Annotated in this window: 9 protein-coding genes; 4 read left to right on the top strand and 5 right to left on the bottom strand. The window is 49.0% G+C overall.

The genetic code is table 11. The annotated features are described in order from the left end of the window. Nucleotides 1-190 precede the first annotated feature (190 nt). From MO867_RS17120 to MO867_RS17110, 3 genes are all read right to left on the bottom strand, one after another. Nucleotides 191-2,818, bottom strand: a complete 2,628-nt coding sequence (locus MO867_RS17120) for a TonB-dependent receptor plug domain-containing protein (protein WP_252471387.1) — start codon at nucleotides 2,816-2,818, stop codon at nucleotides 191-193. A 364-nt stretch (nucleotides 2,819-3,182) separates the two neighbouring features. Beyond that, nucleotides 3,183-4,733, bottom strand: a complete 1,551-nt coding sequence (locus tag MO867_RS17115; RefSeq protein WP_252471385.1) for a M20/M25/M40 family metallo-hydrolase — start codon at nucleotides 4,731-4,733, stop codon at nucleotides 3,183-3,185. Between the two features lie 485 nt (nucleotides 4,734-5,218). Further along, on the bottom strand, nucleotides 5,219-6,640 hold the full coding sequence (locus MO867_RS17110) for an amidase (RefSeq protein ID WP_252471383.1): 1,422 nt from the start codon (nucleotides 6,638-6,640) through the stop codon (nucleotides 5,219-5,221). A 183-nt stretch (nucleotides 6,641-6,823) separates the two neighbouring features. Between MO867_RS17110 and MO867_RS17105 the strand changes: the two genes are divergently transcribed. Further along, on the top strand, nucleotides 6,824-7,450 hold the full coding sequence (locus MO867_RS17105; RefSeq protein WP_252471381.1) for a DUF2799 domain-containing protein: 627 nt from the start codon (nucleotides 6,824-6,826) through the stop codon (nucleotides 7,448-7,450). Between the two features lie 399 nt (nucleotides 7,451-7,849). On the opposite strand, the gene arfB is transcribed toward MO867_RS17105, so the two are convergent. Then, complete coding sequence (gene arfB, locus MO867_RS17100; protein ID WP_256474132.1) at nucleotides 7,850-8,269, bottom strand: alternative ribosome rescue aminoacyl-tRNA hydrolase ArfB; 420 nt, start codon at nucleotides 8,267-8,269, stop codon at nucleotides 7,850-7,852. Nucleotides 8,270-8,704: 435 nt separating this feature from the next. Here arfB and MO867_RS17095 point away from each other — a divergent pair, with 435 nt between their 5' ends. The 3 genes from MO867_RS17095 (at nucleotide 8,705) to MO867_RS17085 (ending at nucleotide 12,168) form a co-directional block, all read left to right on the top strand. Further along, nucleotides 8,705-11,086: an autotransporter outer membrane beta-barrel domain-containing protein gene (locus tag MO867_RS17095; protein ID WP_252471377.1), complete on the top strand. Its 2,382-nt coding sequence runs from the start codon at nucleotides 8,705-8,707 to the stop codon at nucleotides 11,084-11,086. Between the two features lie 113 nt (nucleotides 11,087-11,199). Next, nucleotides 11,200-11,739, top strand: coding sequence for a GNAT family N-acetyltransferase (locus MO867_RS17090; RefSeq protein WP_252471375.1), 540 nt, complete (start codon nucleotides 11,200-11,202; stop codon nucleotides 11,737-11,739). Nucleotides 11,740-11,877: 138 nt separating this feature from the next. Then, nucleotides 11,878-12,168, top strand: coding sequence for a DUF1540 domain-containing protein (locus MO867_RS17085; protein WP_252471373.1), 291 nt, complete (start codon nucleotides 11,878-11,880; stop codon nucleotides 12,166-12,168). 83 nt (nucleotides 12,169-12,251) lie between these two features. On the opposite strand, the gene MO867_RS17080 is transcribed toward MO867_RS17085, so the two are convergent. Then, nucleotides 12,252-13,967 carry an AMP-binding protein gene (locus MO867_RS17080; protein ID WP_252471371.1) on the bottom strand — a complete coding sequence of 572 codons (1,716 nt, stop codon included), beginning with the start codon at nucleotides 13,965-13,967 and terminating at the stop codon, nucleotides 12,252-12,254. Nucleotides 13,968-14,456: the final 489 nt, after the last annotated feature.

Genomic DNA, 14,456 nt, shown 5'->3' with positions numbered 1-14,456 from the left:
ACCAGATACGCTACTTTCTTTCAAACCCTCAAACACCAGATTCGGTTATAACTCCGGCCAAGAAAAGTGGCCCGCTAAAATAGCAATGCGCCATCACAAACTAGCCGGCCATCCTCAGTACAAATAACCAGAAACCCAGTTTGATTACCGGGTTTCTGATTCCTGTAGAATTATCCCTACTGAAAATGACCTAAAATTCTGCCTTCGCGCGCAGATACCAAAAACCACCATTAAACCCAAAGGGTGAGGTCAGTGCATGGCGCACTCCCAGATATCTCAGGGTTGGCTCCTCTTCATCATCGGGCATAACATCAAAAATATTCTCCCCGCCCACAGACACCTTATAATTTTCATATAGTGTAAAAGTTGCCTCTATATCTACAAGTATCTCACTACCGTAACTATAAGTATCCGCAGCATCACCTTCGCCGAATAAACCGCCAGTGGATTCCCAGCTACTGTAGCGGTTAAAGCGCAGGTAACCATCGAAGAAATCACCGGTATCGAAGTCAAAGGTTAAGGTTGTCCGATCACTGGGCACTTGATTTTCCAGATCGAATACTCGAGATGCATTAATGGTATTTTCTGTAACGCTGGTGACTTCCTGGCGATTGTGGTTATGACGTAAGTCCACCACCAATAAATTTTCAAAAACTTCAAAGTCACTGGTAATCGCCAAATCCACGCCAGATATTTCAGAATCATACGCATTGACAAAATAGTTAGCGTTACTCCCATTGAGCAATGCTGCACTTTCCACTCCAGCATTTTGCAAAAGGATAACTTCTTCATCACCAATGGCATTATTGCGTAGTGCAAGACGGTCCTCGATATCAATATTATAATAATCGAGGGTTACACTGGTATTATCCAATGGAGAGAATACCGCGCCCAAAGTAAAGCTGGTGGACTCTTCCGGTTCCAGTTCAACGGCCCCCAATGCCTCAGCCACCGGATGACTCACCGGATAGGTGCCATTAGGTATCAGGTTTCCACTGGAATCCACTGTGGTTGTTACATTTAAGGTATTTACCTGGCCGGGAGTTGGGGCTCTGAATCCAGTATTGACGGTGGCGCGCAACGCGAATACTTCATTGACATCGTATCTGGCGGAGAGCTTCCAATTGGAAGTCGAACCAAACTCATCATACTCCTCCAAACGTAGAGCGGCACCGAGCGTCAGTGCATCGGTTACCTCAGCCTCCAGGTCAATATAGGCGGCGATGCTCTCACTACTAAAGCTACCCACCGCTTCGACAGGGAATCCCTGAAAACCATCGGAGCCTACGCCAAAATAAGCCGCTGTAGGACCTACCTCTATCGATGCAGCATCTCCCCGTCCTATCGAATAGGTTTCCTCACGCCACTCAGCACCAAACGCGAGATTGAGCGGAGATGCGAAGGTGGCAACATCAATAGGCATTACAAAATCGGCATTCAGGCTCGACTCTTCTTGTGTGAGCGACCCTGGTTTAAAAGAAGTGGGGGACAGTAACCCCAGACTTGGATTAATGGAGTTTTTGAGAACATAGTCCACTTCATTTTCTGCCATACGCGCACGCAGATCCCAGGTCAGTCCATTGGCAAATTCTCCACGGGCACCAACTACAGCGGAGATATCATAAATATCCGCCCCAAACTGAGGGTTATACCCCCCAGGAAATTGGCTATAAATAGGATTACGCAATACATAACCGCTAGCGCTGGAGGCATCGGCAACCAGGTAGTCTGAGGGGTTCAGCCCCTGCGCAAGGATATTATCCACCAGCGACTGAGGCGCAGGGTCAGGGATAAAATCTATGCTCCCTGGATCTGTGGCATCATTGGGCGTATCTACTTGCAGCGTACCCCTGGCAGTGAATTGGTACTCTGGGTCAAGTACCGGCCCGCGATAGAAGAAGTCAGAAATCGTCTCGTTTTCCGAGTAACCCAAATTTCCATACAACTCCAGTGTATCCGTGATTTCTAAACCACTATTGACAAAGAACTTGAGTGATTCCACATCCGGGTCACCCCAGCGCTGCCCCAGCCCATCCAAGGGAACCAATTCATTGCCAATCACTGACCCCACAAACTCAGCGTCCGGGCGAGCTGCGCTGCGCCAGGTTTTATCAGATCGAGAAAACTCAGCGGTCGCATTGATAAAACCAGCATCACCCAAGGCAAATCCGGCATTCGCTGCAAGACTTGTACGTGCTCCGTCCCCCTCAAAGTATTCACCAGTCTGTGCCGATAAACTGAAACCTTCTGCATCATCTTTCAAAATAATATTAACAACACCAGCAATCGCATCAGAGCCATACTGAGCTGAGGCACCATCGCGCAAAACCTCAACACGCTCAATGGCCATAGACGGCAATGCGGAAAAATCCACAGCCTGGGCCCCCTGGTTGACTGTGCCCAGTGGCGCCAGTTGTAGATTCACCAGCGCTGAACGATGACGACGGGTTCCATTGACCAATACCAAGGTCTGGTCGGGAGATAGATTACGCAGTGTTACTGGGCGTATAAAGGCTGTGCCATCGGCAATAGGAAATCTCTGAGTATTAAATGAAGGGGCAATTTTGGCCAGTGACTCAGTAAGATCAAAACCAGCTTGATCGGCGATTTTCTCTCCCCCGACCACATCTACCGCGGAGAGTGTTTCGCTGGGGGACACACCTTCTTTACGCGTACCCGTGGTTATAACCTCTTCCATTGTTCGGTCACTAGCACTGGTAGCACTCTCATCCCCCTCTGCTGCAACAGCAAAGCTGCCAGAATTCAAAATTGTAACTGCAACCGCCAGCGACAAAGGCTTTAACAAATGGGTTTTCATCTACACCGTCCTCTCTTTTCATTATTAACTTGGGGGAATACACCATCGGATAGGGCAAAGTGATGCACAATTATTATTTTTTCCAATATGAGAAGCTACCGAAGCTCCTCTCCAGGAAGTAGCCATAAATCACAGATCTGGCATCCGGGCAAAAAATCAATGCATTATTGGGTTAATTCTTTTACGCGATTAGGAGTCACCTGCCAACCAAACAAAAAATTAATGACACGAATTTTCTCTTTATACAAGCGGTACACGTTCGGCAAATACTCAAACCTGCCAAACGTGACTTTTAAGAGGCCGTTAATAAGATATGAGCGTGATAAATCCACTCAAAAAATAAAAAATATGAAACTAGTAGCCTCTATTCAGGGGTATAAGTAACATCCAACTCATAATCAGAGCCCGAGCGACTATAGCCCCTCACCATGATATAAGCTTCATTTTCATCACTCGGGACGGTTAATGAGCAGTTTTCCGAGGTGTCTCCTTCATAGGGCCGGCAATCGTAGTAACGCCAGGTAGGTGCCGCACCAAAACGGACATACAAATCCGCGTCATTAGTGCCGGTCATATCTGCGACAAAGTCAGTACCCGGTGTCACACTAAACGGTCCGTAATGCGCTTCCGCACTTCTACCGACATTACCGCTAAAAGTTTCGGTTTGTTCTTCACCCGGATCGGGGTCGGGGTCGGGGTCGGGGCCGGGGTCATCCCCCACATAACCTTTGGCCAATTCTGCTACATAAGCCGCAGCGAGTTTACCGAATTTCACCGCGTGACTTGCATCCCCGCCGCTATTGGCCAGAGTATCGCTCACGGTATGGATATATGGGTTTGAACCATTGAATGTTGCTTCAAAGGGAAAAGAAGCGGGATAACCCTGATTGTACCAAGAGGCATGATCTGAACATGCATAGCCACAATAGGTCGTAGCTACAGTGAGGTCTGTTAAATAGGTATCAGCCAAGTCTTCCAGGAAACTATTTTGGGCACTGTTGGTGTAATCCCCAATGATATAGATATCACTATTGGAGCCATAATAATTAGTCATATCCAACTGCAAAACACCGATGACATTTTTATTCTGCCCTTTGTAATCGCTGGCAATATCATCTGATCCTCGCAACCCCACTTCTTCGGCCGCATACCCCATAAAAGTTAGCGTTTTATCTGGCTTATAATCGGTAGCAACAATAGCGTTGATCACATCCGTTAATGTCGCAATACCCGAAGCATCATCGTCCGCGCCCGGAGCGCGCGTTCCCTCTCCAGTACCAAAGCCCACGGTAGAATCCAGGTGTGCTCCCAATACAACAATCTCATCCGGGTCAGTTTGCCCCTGAATCGTCAATATAACCGAAGGTTGTGCCCAGCTGTGACTATACAGCTGGACAGAGACATCACTTCGAGAACTGGTTAATGCCTGCCATTTATCCCTGATCCACTCAGCACCGTCGACTCCGGTGGAAGTTGTGTAATAACGGTTGGTGAAATTCGATAAGCTTTCAATAGTCGATCGGATATTGGATTCTGATATCTGCCCCTGTAAAGCGTTCACTACATCCGCGTTATCCACGGAATAAGTCACCAGAGTATTCACGGTGGTCGTCAGCGACGATATTTGTGCAGCCTGAGCCTCCTCCAGTGAATCATGCACCATAAAGCCACCACAGCGGTTGTGGTTTATATGCATAATCGTGGAAATATCAGAAAGATTAGCCTCATCCACTTTTAAAATTGTGACACCATTCCGCTCGCCCCGGGCATCCAGTGATTGCTTGGCAACCAGGGCATTATTCTTTTTCAGCGTTTGATATCCATCACTACCTATCGTTATCCACAACTCTTGCGCCATGACAGCGCCGGGGATTGCAAGAATCCCCAACAAAGATCCACTAATAATTTTTTTCATTATCTTCTCCACATTGAGTTAGCCCCCCGTGAAATTCGGAAACTCTAAAAGACACAAGCAGGCGCACATGTACATGCAAAAACCCTGCACAATCAGCACAATTGAGCTTCAACGTTATTCAAATAATGTAAAAAAAATATCAAGAATCAAGACTGCAACCCACATCACCGCACAAACGGGAACATTCCAGAAATGTTTTTATTATTCGAATTTTGAAAAGCACAGAGGAAACAAACAAAACCGAATTGACCAACCCGGCAGAGGAAAGCTAGCACACTCAAATAAATACTAAAACAATTTTGCAACATTCATCATAAAAGCCACAATAAATTTTAAACAGGTCACAAATACCCAGAAAACATAGAATATAAAACGACTATTAATAGCAAATAGCGCTAGAAATCATTTCCGAACTAAAGCGTTTTTTAATCTTTTATTTTAAATGGATCTACAATTGGCAACCTAACGAAGGGCAATAGAGGCTCTCAACCAGCACCGCTCAATGTAGGAGCTTTAGGATCCTTATCTTTTATTATTTGAAAAGCAGCGGCAGCACACAATACCAGCTCGTCGGCATACTTCCTGCCAATAATTTGTAGACCAATCGGCAGGCCGCTGTTAGAGAAGCCACAATTCACAGATATTGCTGGATGGCCTGATAAATTGAATGGATAGGTATAAGGTGTCCATGAATACCATAGGGAACCGGAGTGGTTTTCCGGCACATTACAACCGGCGGTAAACGCGGTAATAGGCAGGGTCGGGGTAACAAGCAGATCATATTTCAAAAAAAAATCCACTAACCCTTCAGTAAAAAAATCCCTCTGCTTAAGCGCACTGAGATAATCTGGCAATGCCATCTGGTCAGCCTGCTCTGCGATGTCAACAAGCTGGGCCTCCATCAATGCGCGTCTAGAGCTATCCACAGCCCTTAGCAAATTGGCTATTCCCGCACTGAACAAGCATCCAAAAATCGCAGAAGGGTCATCGATACCGGGATCAATTTCGACAACTTCAGCACCCAGCTCCTGAAAGGCCTTTACCGAGATAGACACTTCGCGCTCCACCTCCGGGTCTGGCACTGTATATCCGAGACTTGGACTGTAAGCGATCCGCAAGCCCCGTACACGCTCACCATGTGTCTCCGAGAGCGCAGCGAGAAAATCGATGTTACGCCGAGGAATCGCATGCATATCCCGGTGATCTGGCTCGCTCAAAACATTCATCATCAACGCACAATCTTCAACCGTCGAGGCTAAAGGCCCCACATGTACCAGTGAAGAAAAAGCGCCTCGAGGCCAATGTGGTACTTGACCAAAACTCGGCTTAAAGCCCACCACGCCACAAAAGCTGGCTGGAATTCGTATGGACCCCCCACCATCCGACCCCAGCGCCAAAGGACAGAGACCCAGCGCCACAGCGACAGCAGACCCACCGCTGGAACCCCCACACGTTTTTTCAGTATCCCAAGGGTTTCGGGTGATGCCATTTATGGCGCTGTCTGTAACGCCTTTCCAACCATATTCCGGAGTGGTGGTTTTCCCGATCGGGGTGTAACCATGGCGCTGTAGCGCCGCAATACAGGATGTAGAACATCCCAGCGTGGTCTCTGGGTCTACCGTTTTGGATCCATAAACCGTTGGCCACATCGGGGTCAAAAAAACATCCTTGATCGCTACAGGCACACCATCGAGCAGCCCTTTGCTATCACCTGAGAAGTAGCGCTGCTCCGAATCCCGGGCGTGGGCGAGACTCGTTTTGCGGTCAATCAGGCAAAAAGCATTCACCAGAGGATTGACACGCTCAATTCTATCCAGTAACTGAGCGGTAACATCTACCGGTGAGAAGGACTTTGTCGCGTAACCTCGCAGCAGCTCCACCGCCGTCATCCCAACGAAATCACTCATATCTCCAGGGCCCCACTAACAATTCGCTTAACTTACTCAGACTAGTCCCCGCTAGATTCCTCCCCTCCCTGCTGGTAGATTTCCATGCCAAATGAATCGTTTTCCCCCCAAAGCCAAAGCCTTCAGCCCCCAGTCAGGATTCGTTGAGTAGGCTGCGCAAAGATATTTTAAAAGGACACCGCTGTGAAATTTGCTCCAGGAATCATTCTTCTCGCCTTAATCGCCCTGATGATCAGCGGATGCGCCACCATGAGTGAAGATGAGTGCTACGTCGCCGACTGGCAGGCGATTGGCTATGAGGATGGCGCCGCAGGTCGAGACCTGGCGCATCTTGGCAGTCGCCGGGAAGCCTGTGCCAAGTATGGTGTATCGGTAAATACCAGCGCCTACCGCGGCGGGCGCACCGAGGGACTGGAGTTGTTTTGCACCGAACTGCGTGGATTTGACCAAGGGCGCTCTGGCAACAGTTATAGCGGCGTCTGCCCTGCGGATTTGGAGGGGCTTTTTCTGCGTGGCTTCAATGCCGGACAAGATCTCTTTAATGCAAAATATGCCGTTGAGACGCTAATAACCGCGATTCACGACCTCGAATTAGAGCGTGAATATATTCTCGATGATATGACAGAAATCGGTGCCCAACTGATTGACGCCCCTATCGAAAATGCTGACAAAGTGATTTTACTGTCTGATATTGCCCGCCTCAAAGTACGCCACAACGAGATCGGGTATGAAATCAATGACCTGCAGTTTGAGCTGATGCAGCGGGAAGCTGAATACCAAGAGGTGCTTACCAGATCACCTTACCTTTAGTGGGTTTCTGAAGTGGCCTGATAAAACTCATTGAACCCAGCCTGCTATCTATCAACAGCGCGCAGGGGAGTTGAGCGTAAATAGGTATTTACCGATGCATGGGACAAAATCGCTAATCGCACTATCAAGAGCTGTGATTAATTCGTCATGCAGCCAAGAGCGGCCCGTTGCTTCACCTATCTGTACCAGTAGTTTACTGCGATGTAAAGCGGTGGCCTATTGACCTGTGTGTGTACACATCAATAGGCCAACAGTCTGCTGTCGCTTGTCAGCCTACTCAAGTCATAAAATAGCTGGCCTGGGTACGGGTAATACTTTCGAATAAAATCCCCAGGGGTTGGGCAAATACGGCATTGACCCGTATTGAGGAGGTAACCCAAGGCCCTTGCTCGCAAGCAGCTAGTCCCCATCTTTTATTTTCCCTCTCATGGCCTTTACCTTGGAGCGCCTGGTCTTGCCTTGTAAGCGCCGCTCTTTAGATCCTCGGCTGGGCTTAGTCGCGACTCGGGGTTTAGGCCTGAGCGCAGCTTTATCCACCAGTTCCTGAAGTCGCTCCAGACCATCCGCCCGGTTTTTTTCCTGGGTGCGAAATCTCTGAGCCTTGATAACAACAACCCCCTCAGAAGAGATGCGGCGATCCCTCACTTGAAGCAACGCCTCTTTAACCAACAGGGGCAGTGAAGAAGCTCGGATATCAAAGCGCAGATGAATTGCACTGGAAACCTTATTGACATTTTGGCCTCCTGCACCCTGAGAGCGCACCGCACTCATCTCAACCTCCTCAAGGGAAATCGATATTTTACCTCTTCCATAAACCATAAATATTCACAGCTCGTACTACATTGTTTTGCCAAAAATGAAGTTATATCGCGATTTTCCCGGCCTAAATAGTCCTTATATTAGCCAGCTCAACCACTGAGACACAATTGGCCATTGACATGAATCAAATACATAAAATTTTCTGGATATAAAATAAGCGTATTAAGAGTTAAACCTCATTTACCGGGAATCCCTCATTAAGTAATATTGCGCCACCTTTACAAAGAGTTCTCAAGGCGGCTCCCTGCAGCCCCCCCATGTTAAATAGCGCTTCGATTTGTGACTTATTTTATTGTCCGAGTCAAATCCGCTAAGATTGCCCAGCTTCTCTGAAGTACTGGAGCAAAGAACAATAAAAACTCGCACCCTGTAGTTGCCTCTGGATTGTTCCCGATGTCTGCGCGGGTGTGGGATTACCGCGACAAGGAGAAACCAATGCCAAATACCAAGCGCAGCCTTGCGGCAGCTATAGCACTCACAACAATGACCAGCTCTATGGCTTTTGCCAAAGATGCAGCCTTTTCCCAGGTGATCGCCTTCGGTGATAGTCTGACGGACGTCGGTAATTACGACGTTTTTACCAACGGCGGCGACGACCGTGAAGTTGCCATCAGTCTTTTGTCCCAGAATCTGGGCCTCGGTGCTGTTACTCCATCCTGCGGCGGTATGGAATCCGCCTTTTGCCTGCCGAATGTGGACCCCACTCTGAGCCAGGAAGAGCTCGAAGCCTCAGTTACTGCCCAAATCGCAGCCGGCATGAGAAATGGTGGCACAGGCTGGGCCGTTGGTGGTCACAAGGCCGCAGATGTGCTGATGAATATTATTGGCTCTGACAACTATGCAGCCTTTCTTCAAGCCAATGGGCTAGAGGCCGATCCAAGCCGACACAACCTCCTCAGCGCCCTGATGCCCACGACTGGCGACGAAGGGCTCACTCCAAGCTATCCAGACTCTCAGCTGCTCGGCCAACTGCTGGGCCAGCAAGCAGCTGCAGCCCAATTGGTGGCCCAAGCCGAAGCCGCTGCCGCAGAGGGCGACATGGTAACTTACGGCAACCTCATGGCCCAGGCTGCCGCTGTGGGAGCGGATATTGAGCAGACCTTTACCGACATCATTATATCCGCCGGCACTTCAGGAAATCCCCACCCGCTGGGTATGGGCTATCTGGAAAGCACCCTGGGAAGCACCGACCAAAATGCCCTCTACTGGGTGAATGGCGGCGGTAATGACCTGCTCAGCGGCTTCTCTGAAGTAGCCGCTGGCAGCGCCACCATCGAAGAAATCACTACTGACCTCGATATCGCATCAACCATGCTGGCAAGCGCCGCAGGCGCACTCTCTGGAGCAGGCGCCAAATACATTCTGGTCTCCAATGTACCGGATATCAGTAAAACCCCAGGTGTTTATGCCGCCGCTTATGAAGCCGTATATTCCAGCGACGACGCCGCAACCCTGCAGGCCGCCGTCGCCGCCGGATTGATGACGGAAGATGAAGCGACTGCTCAGCTGACTGCCGCAATCGACAGCGTACTGCTCGAAGCCAATGAGGCCTCCGAAGGCTTTAACTCGGCACTACTGAGCAAAGCCAAGGATATTGACGGCGTATTGATGGTTGACCAGGCTGGCATTCTTAAAGTCGCCCTCAATAACCCCACCCTGTTGGGGCTATCCGCAGAGTTCGACCAAAGTCAGTTCTGCTACGATGGCAGCGGCAACGACTGCATCGAGCATCCTGTCTACGGTATCGAAGGAACCGACCCCGATGCCGATAAGCTGATCTTCAACGACAGCGTCCACCCTACCCAGGTTGGTCAGGAAGTACTTGCCGACTACTACACCGCTATCGTAAATGCCGCCCAGGTGGCAGGACAACTGCCGGACATGGCCATCCAAGCCAGCCGCAGCCACACCAACAGCCTGGATGAAAGCCTGGCAAGCGTGCGCTACCGTTCAGCGCAAACCGGCGTATTTGCAGGCACCTCCATCGGCAACCTCGATTACGACACCGACTACACCGCAAACGTCCGGGGCGATGGCTACTCTAATATTCTCGGCCTGACCTATGCCCTGCGCGATAATGCGGAAATCGGTTTTGCAGTAAGCCGCTCCAATCTCGACGTAGACAACTCCCAGCTCGCTATTGACTCCACCTCAACCAACTACAGCCTGTTTGGCCGCATGCACTACGACATATTCTTTGTCGAGAGTAATGTGACCCTGACCGATGTAGATTACGATGAAGTCAGCCGCAACCTGACGCTCGGCGATACCTACTCTGGCAACCTGACCGGCAACACCTCTGGCCAGAACCTGTCTGTAGGTATCACTGCCGGTGCCAACCTGCTCAACAGCGACACCTTCCAGTTCGGACCATTTGTCAGTGTTACCAAGGTTTCCACCGACGTAGATGGTTACACCGAAGATGCTATCGAAGGTCTCACCTACACCGGCTCGAATGAAATCGAGCTCGACCCTATCGGAATGCACTACGGTGATCAGGATCGTCATTTGAGGAATATGCGTTTTGGCGCCTTTGCCAATAAGAGCTGGGACACCATCAATGCCTACGCCGAGATCTGGTATGAAGATACCAACGGCACAGAAGAAGACACTGTGGAAGTGGGTGTGAAATCCATGGAAGGCAATATGAACGACATGCCCAGCTACGCCAGTGTCGATGAAGGCATCTTCAATGGCGGCATGGGTATGATTGCCGGTATTCGCTGGCAGGCCGCAGACACTATCGCTGTCAGCGCTACCCTGGCTTCACGCCCGACCACTGAATCCGCCTCTATCAACCTGACCTACCGCTTCTAAGTGTTAACTGTGCCCCCGCCCGGGGGCGCAGTTCCTTTCTCACATTTCTATCAGCGGAGGCCCGCAACGGGACTCTCTTTCCAGCCATCAAAAGGAAGGACAGGACCAACACCATGTTCAAACTGGAAACTGCCAATCTTATTCTGCAAGAACTGAATGAACACCAGGATACAGACCTGATACTCGAGCTGCTTAACGACACCGCTTTCCTGAAAAATATAGGTGATCGCGGTATCCGTACAAAAGAGGATGCGCGCAACTATATCCTGAACGGCCCCATTGCCATGTATCGCCAGCACAAATTGGGGATGTACAAAGTATCACTGAAAAATGGCACACCCATTGGCACCTGCGGACTCGTTAAGCGCGAAGAGCTTGATGATGTCGATATTGGCTTTGCCTTTTTACCCGCTTTCCGCCGCCAGGGCTTCGCCTTTGAATCCGCACAGGCGGTAATGCAATATGCCCAACAGGAACTGGGGCTCAAACGCATCCTGGCTATCGCACTACCAGACAATCAACCTTCTATAAGACTACTGCAGAAGCTTGGGCTCAATGCAAAGAAAAATATCGTGCTGCCCGGCAAAACTGAAACTCTACTGCTAATGGCCTGGCATGACGCATCTAACCCCAATACTCAAGCAGAATATTAATTATTCGTTAAAATTTTTTGCTATAAAGATAGTATCCGCCTAACGGATATAAAAATACCCTACAGATCTTGTGGCCTTTTCTTTGACATGTAACCGGGCTGAGCTAGTCTCCAATTTATTATTCAGGAGAGGACTGCCATGATTATCGCAACAGATATGCCAGAAGTCAGTCAATGCGCTGCCAGCCAATGTGCCTATAATGCCAATGATGCTTGCCATGCCAGGGCAATTACGATCGGCGATGGCGCCGACCCCGATTGCGATACCTATTTCACCAACTCCCGGCACACTAGCAGTTCCCGCACCGCCGGCGTTGGCGCTTGCAAAATGGAAGACTGTAAGTTCAATGACGATTTTGAGTGCTCAGCTGACAGTATTAAAATCGGCATGGGGGACAGCTCCCAACACTGTGAGAGTTACACTCACTAGTTACCCCGTTAAAGCTTTAACCAATAATCCCACAATAAAAAGCCCGCCTTAACTATAAGGCGGGCTTTTGTTTGCAAACCAAATTAACTCACAGGCTCAAGCGAAGCCTCTTTTGAAGCTGAACTTATAACTGTACGAGGCTCCCAGACAACGCCCTTGGTATCCAGGTGCTGCTTAAATAAAGGCTGATAGTGAGCCTCAAGTACCTTGCGTTTAATTTTCAAAGTAGGCGTAAGAAATTCGTTGAGCGGTGTCCACTCTTCCTTGGTCACAAAGATATTTTTAATGCGCTCGTGTTGCGGCAGCCGCTCGTTAACTGAACCCAGTAACCGCTGCAATTGCTCATCCACTTCTTTACGTGGTGATTTTTCCGCAGATTCCGAAATAGTTGCCAGCATCACCGGCTGGTCCATACCGTGCCCCAGAACACACAGCTGTGCCAGTAAGGTTTCATTGCCAAAATATCCTTCAAGACGGCTGGGCTGAATAAACTTACCTTTGCTGGTTTTAAAGGTCTCTGAAATACGTCCGGTAATATGCACAAGGCCTTCTTTATCTATAAAGCCTGAATCCCCAGTATGATAGTAACCATCCCGTATCACCTCCGCAGTCTTCTCAGGTTCCAGGTAATACCCTTTCATCAGGGCGCCACTCTTAAACAGGATTTCACCGTCGTCAGATATTTTAACCTCACAGCCGTGATAGGGCTTACCTACAGTACCCGGCACCGGATCTTCACCGGGCGGCACAAAACAGCCATAAATAAAATTCTCCGTCATCCCGTAACCATCGGCCACCTTCATTCCCATTCGGTGATACCAACGGAGTAATTCGATAGAGATTGGTGAAGCACCGCTGACCAACATTTCGGCTTCGTCGAGACCCAGTGCACTGCGGACTTTCTTTCTCAACCAGGAATTAACACCTGGAATACGCAGTAACACTTCCTGCAGCGTCGGCGGAATTTTCTCATCAATTCCCTCTTTAAACTTGGTCCAAAGACGGGGGACGGAGAAGAACATGGTTGGACGCGTACGCTTCAAATCCTCCAAAAATGTCTCCAGGGACTCCGGGAAGTGAATCGGAGTACCCGAGTACAAACAGTGGAACTCAACCAGAATACGCTCTGCTGCATGCGCCAAGGGTAGATAGGAAAGAATTCGATCGGTCCCATCCATTCCGTAGCCACGAATCATATTGGGTGAGACAAATACCACCGACGACCAGGTGTGCATAACACCCTTGGGATTACCGGTAGTGCCCGAGGTGTACATGATAGTAAAGACGTCATCCAGATCGTAAACCGGCTTATCTTCAAACCGCTCACTTTCACGAATAACCGACTCCAAATCCTGATTACAGCGAACTTCACAGCGCTGGATGGCGATGGTCGGCAGCGAGTCCGCCACTTCCTGCAGAGCCGCGTTGTTATCGGTAGCACCGCAGAATAGCAGCTTCGACTCTGAGTGCTGTAATACATAAGACATAGAAGAAACAGACTGCCCCGGATAAAGCGGTACACTGATCATACCCGCCAACATGATACCCACATCCACAATAATCCAGTCGGCACAGTTCTTGGCATGGATGGCAATACGGTCGCCGGTCTCGAACTGGCTGCGCAAGTGACCCGCTATTCTACGAGCCCGCTCCATCACCTCGCCCCAGGTATAATCACGCCACTGCCGTTGTTGCATCTGTCGAAGAAAAACCGTGTCAGCCTGCTGCGACTCTCTCTGGTACAGCAGTTCAAGGGGCTGAAGACCTTTCACCTTCTCGTACTTTTCTTCCGGGGTCATCGCTATTCCTCTCTCATTATTGTATTTTTTTGTAATTAGATACTAATTAATAGATACGGACAGTTAGAATTTTCCTAAAAAAACACTAATATGAAAAAATTCCACTTCAGTTAATACCACCTAAAGCTCCTAATCATATGGCAGCCACTGCTGCTAAAAAGGCAGCGTGAATTTATTATTATTCTTAATCGATAAACTTACTGGAGATTAAAGTTAAGTGCAAAAGAGACCGCACAGTCACCCAGGTCGGAATCCAAACCAAGAGCTAACGCATCGCAAGAAAAGAAAAGAAAAGAAAAGAAAAGAAATATTGGCAGATAATGGGGGGATCAATAGAACAAATCCGGAAATTTCTCACTAACCAAATAAATTACCGTGAATGGCCTTCTATGAATTTTTCAGCAACTATCTTAATATTTAGCTTACTTTATACAGACAATACTTCGGACAGTTTTAGGGGCGAAATAGGTAGGAACCACGGCCAGATAC

The sequence above is a fragment of the Microbulbifer okhotskensis genome (assembly GCF_023895975.1).
GTDB classification, from domain to species: Bacteria; Pseudomonadota; Gammaproteobacteria; order Pseudomonadales; family Cellvibrionaceae; genus Microbulbifer; species Microbulbifer okhotskensis.
The sequence above is the reverse complement of the archived record's forward strand: the minus strand, read 5'-3'. Positions and strand labels throughout refer to the sequence as shown.

Bases quoted from the DNA above. Each gene is read 5' to 3' on its own strand.
- MO867_RS17120 (WP_252471387.1), bottom strand. From the start codon at position 2,818: ATGAAAACCCATTTGTTAAAGCCTTTGTCGCTGGCGGTTGCAGTTACA.
- MO867_RS17115 (WP_252471385.1), bottom strand. From the start codon at position 4,733: ATGAAAAAAATTATTAGTGGATCTTTGTTGGGGATTCTTGCAATCCCC.
- MO867_RS17110 (WP_252471383.1), bottom strand. From the start codon at position 6,640: ATGAGTGATTTCGTTGGGATGACGGCGGTGGAGCTGCTGCGAGGTTAC.
- arfB (WP_256474132.1), bottom strand. From the start codon at position 8,269: ATGGTTTATGGAAGAGGTAAAATATCGATTTCCCTTGAGGAGGTTGAG.
- MO867_RS17095 (WP_252471377.1), top strand. From the start codon at position 8,705: ATGCCAAATACCAAGCGCAGCCTTGCGGCAGCTATAGCACTCACAACA.
- MO867_RS17090 (WP_252471375.1), top strand. From the start codon at position 11,200: ATGTTCAAACTGGAAACTGCCAATCTTATTCTGCAAGAACTGAATGAA.
- MO867_RS17085 (WP_252471373.1), top strand. From the start codon at position 11,878: ATGATTATCGCAACAGATATGCCAGAAGTCAGTCAATGCGCTGCCAGC.
- MO867_RS17080 (WP_252471371.1), bottom strand. From the start codon at position 13,967: ATGACCCCGGAAGAAAAGTACGAGAAGGTGAAAGGTCTTCAGCCCCTT.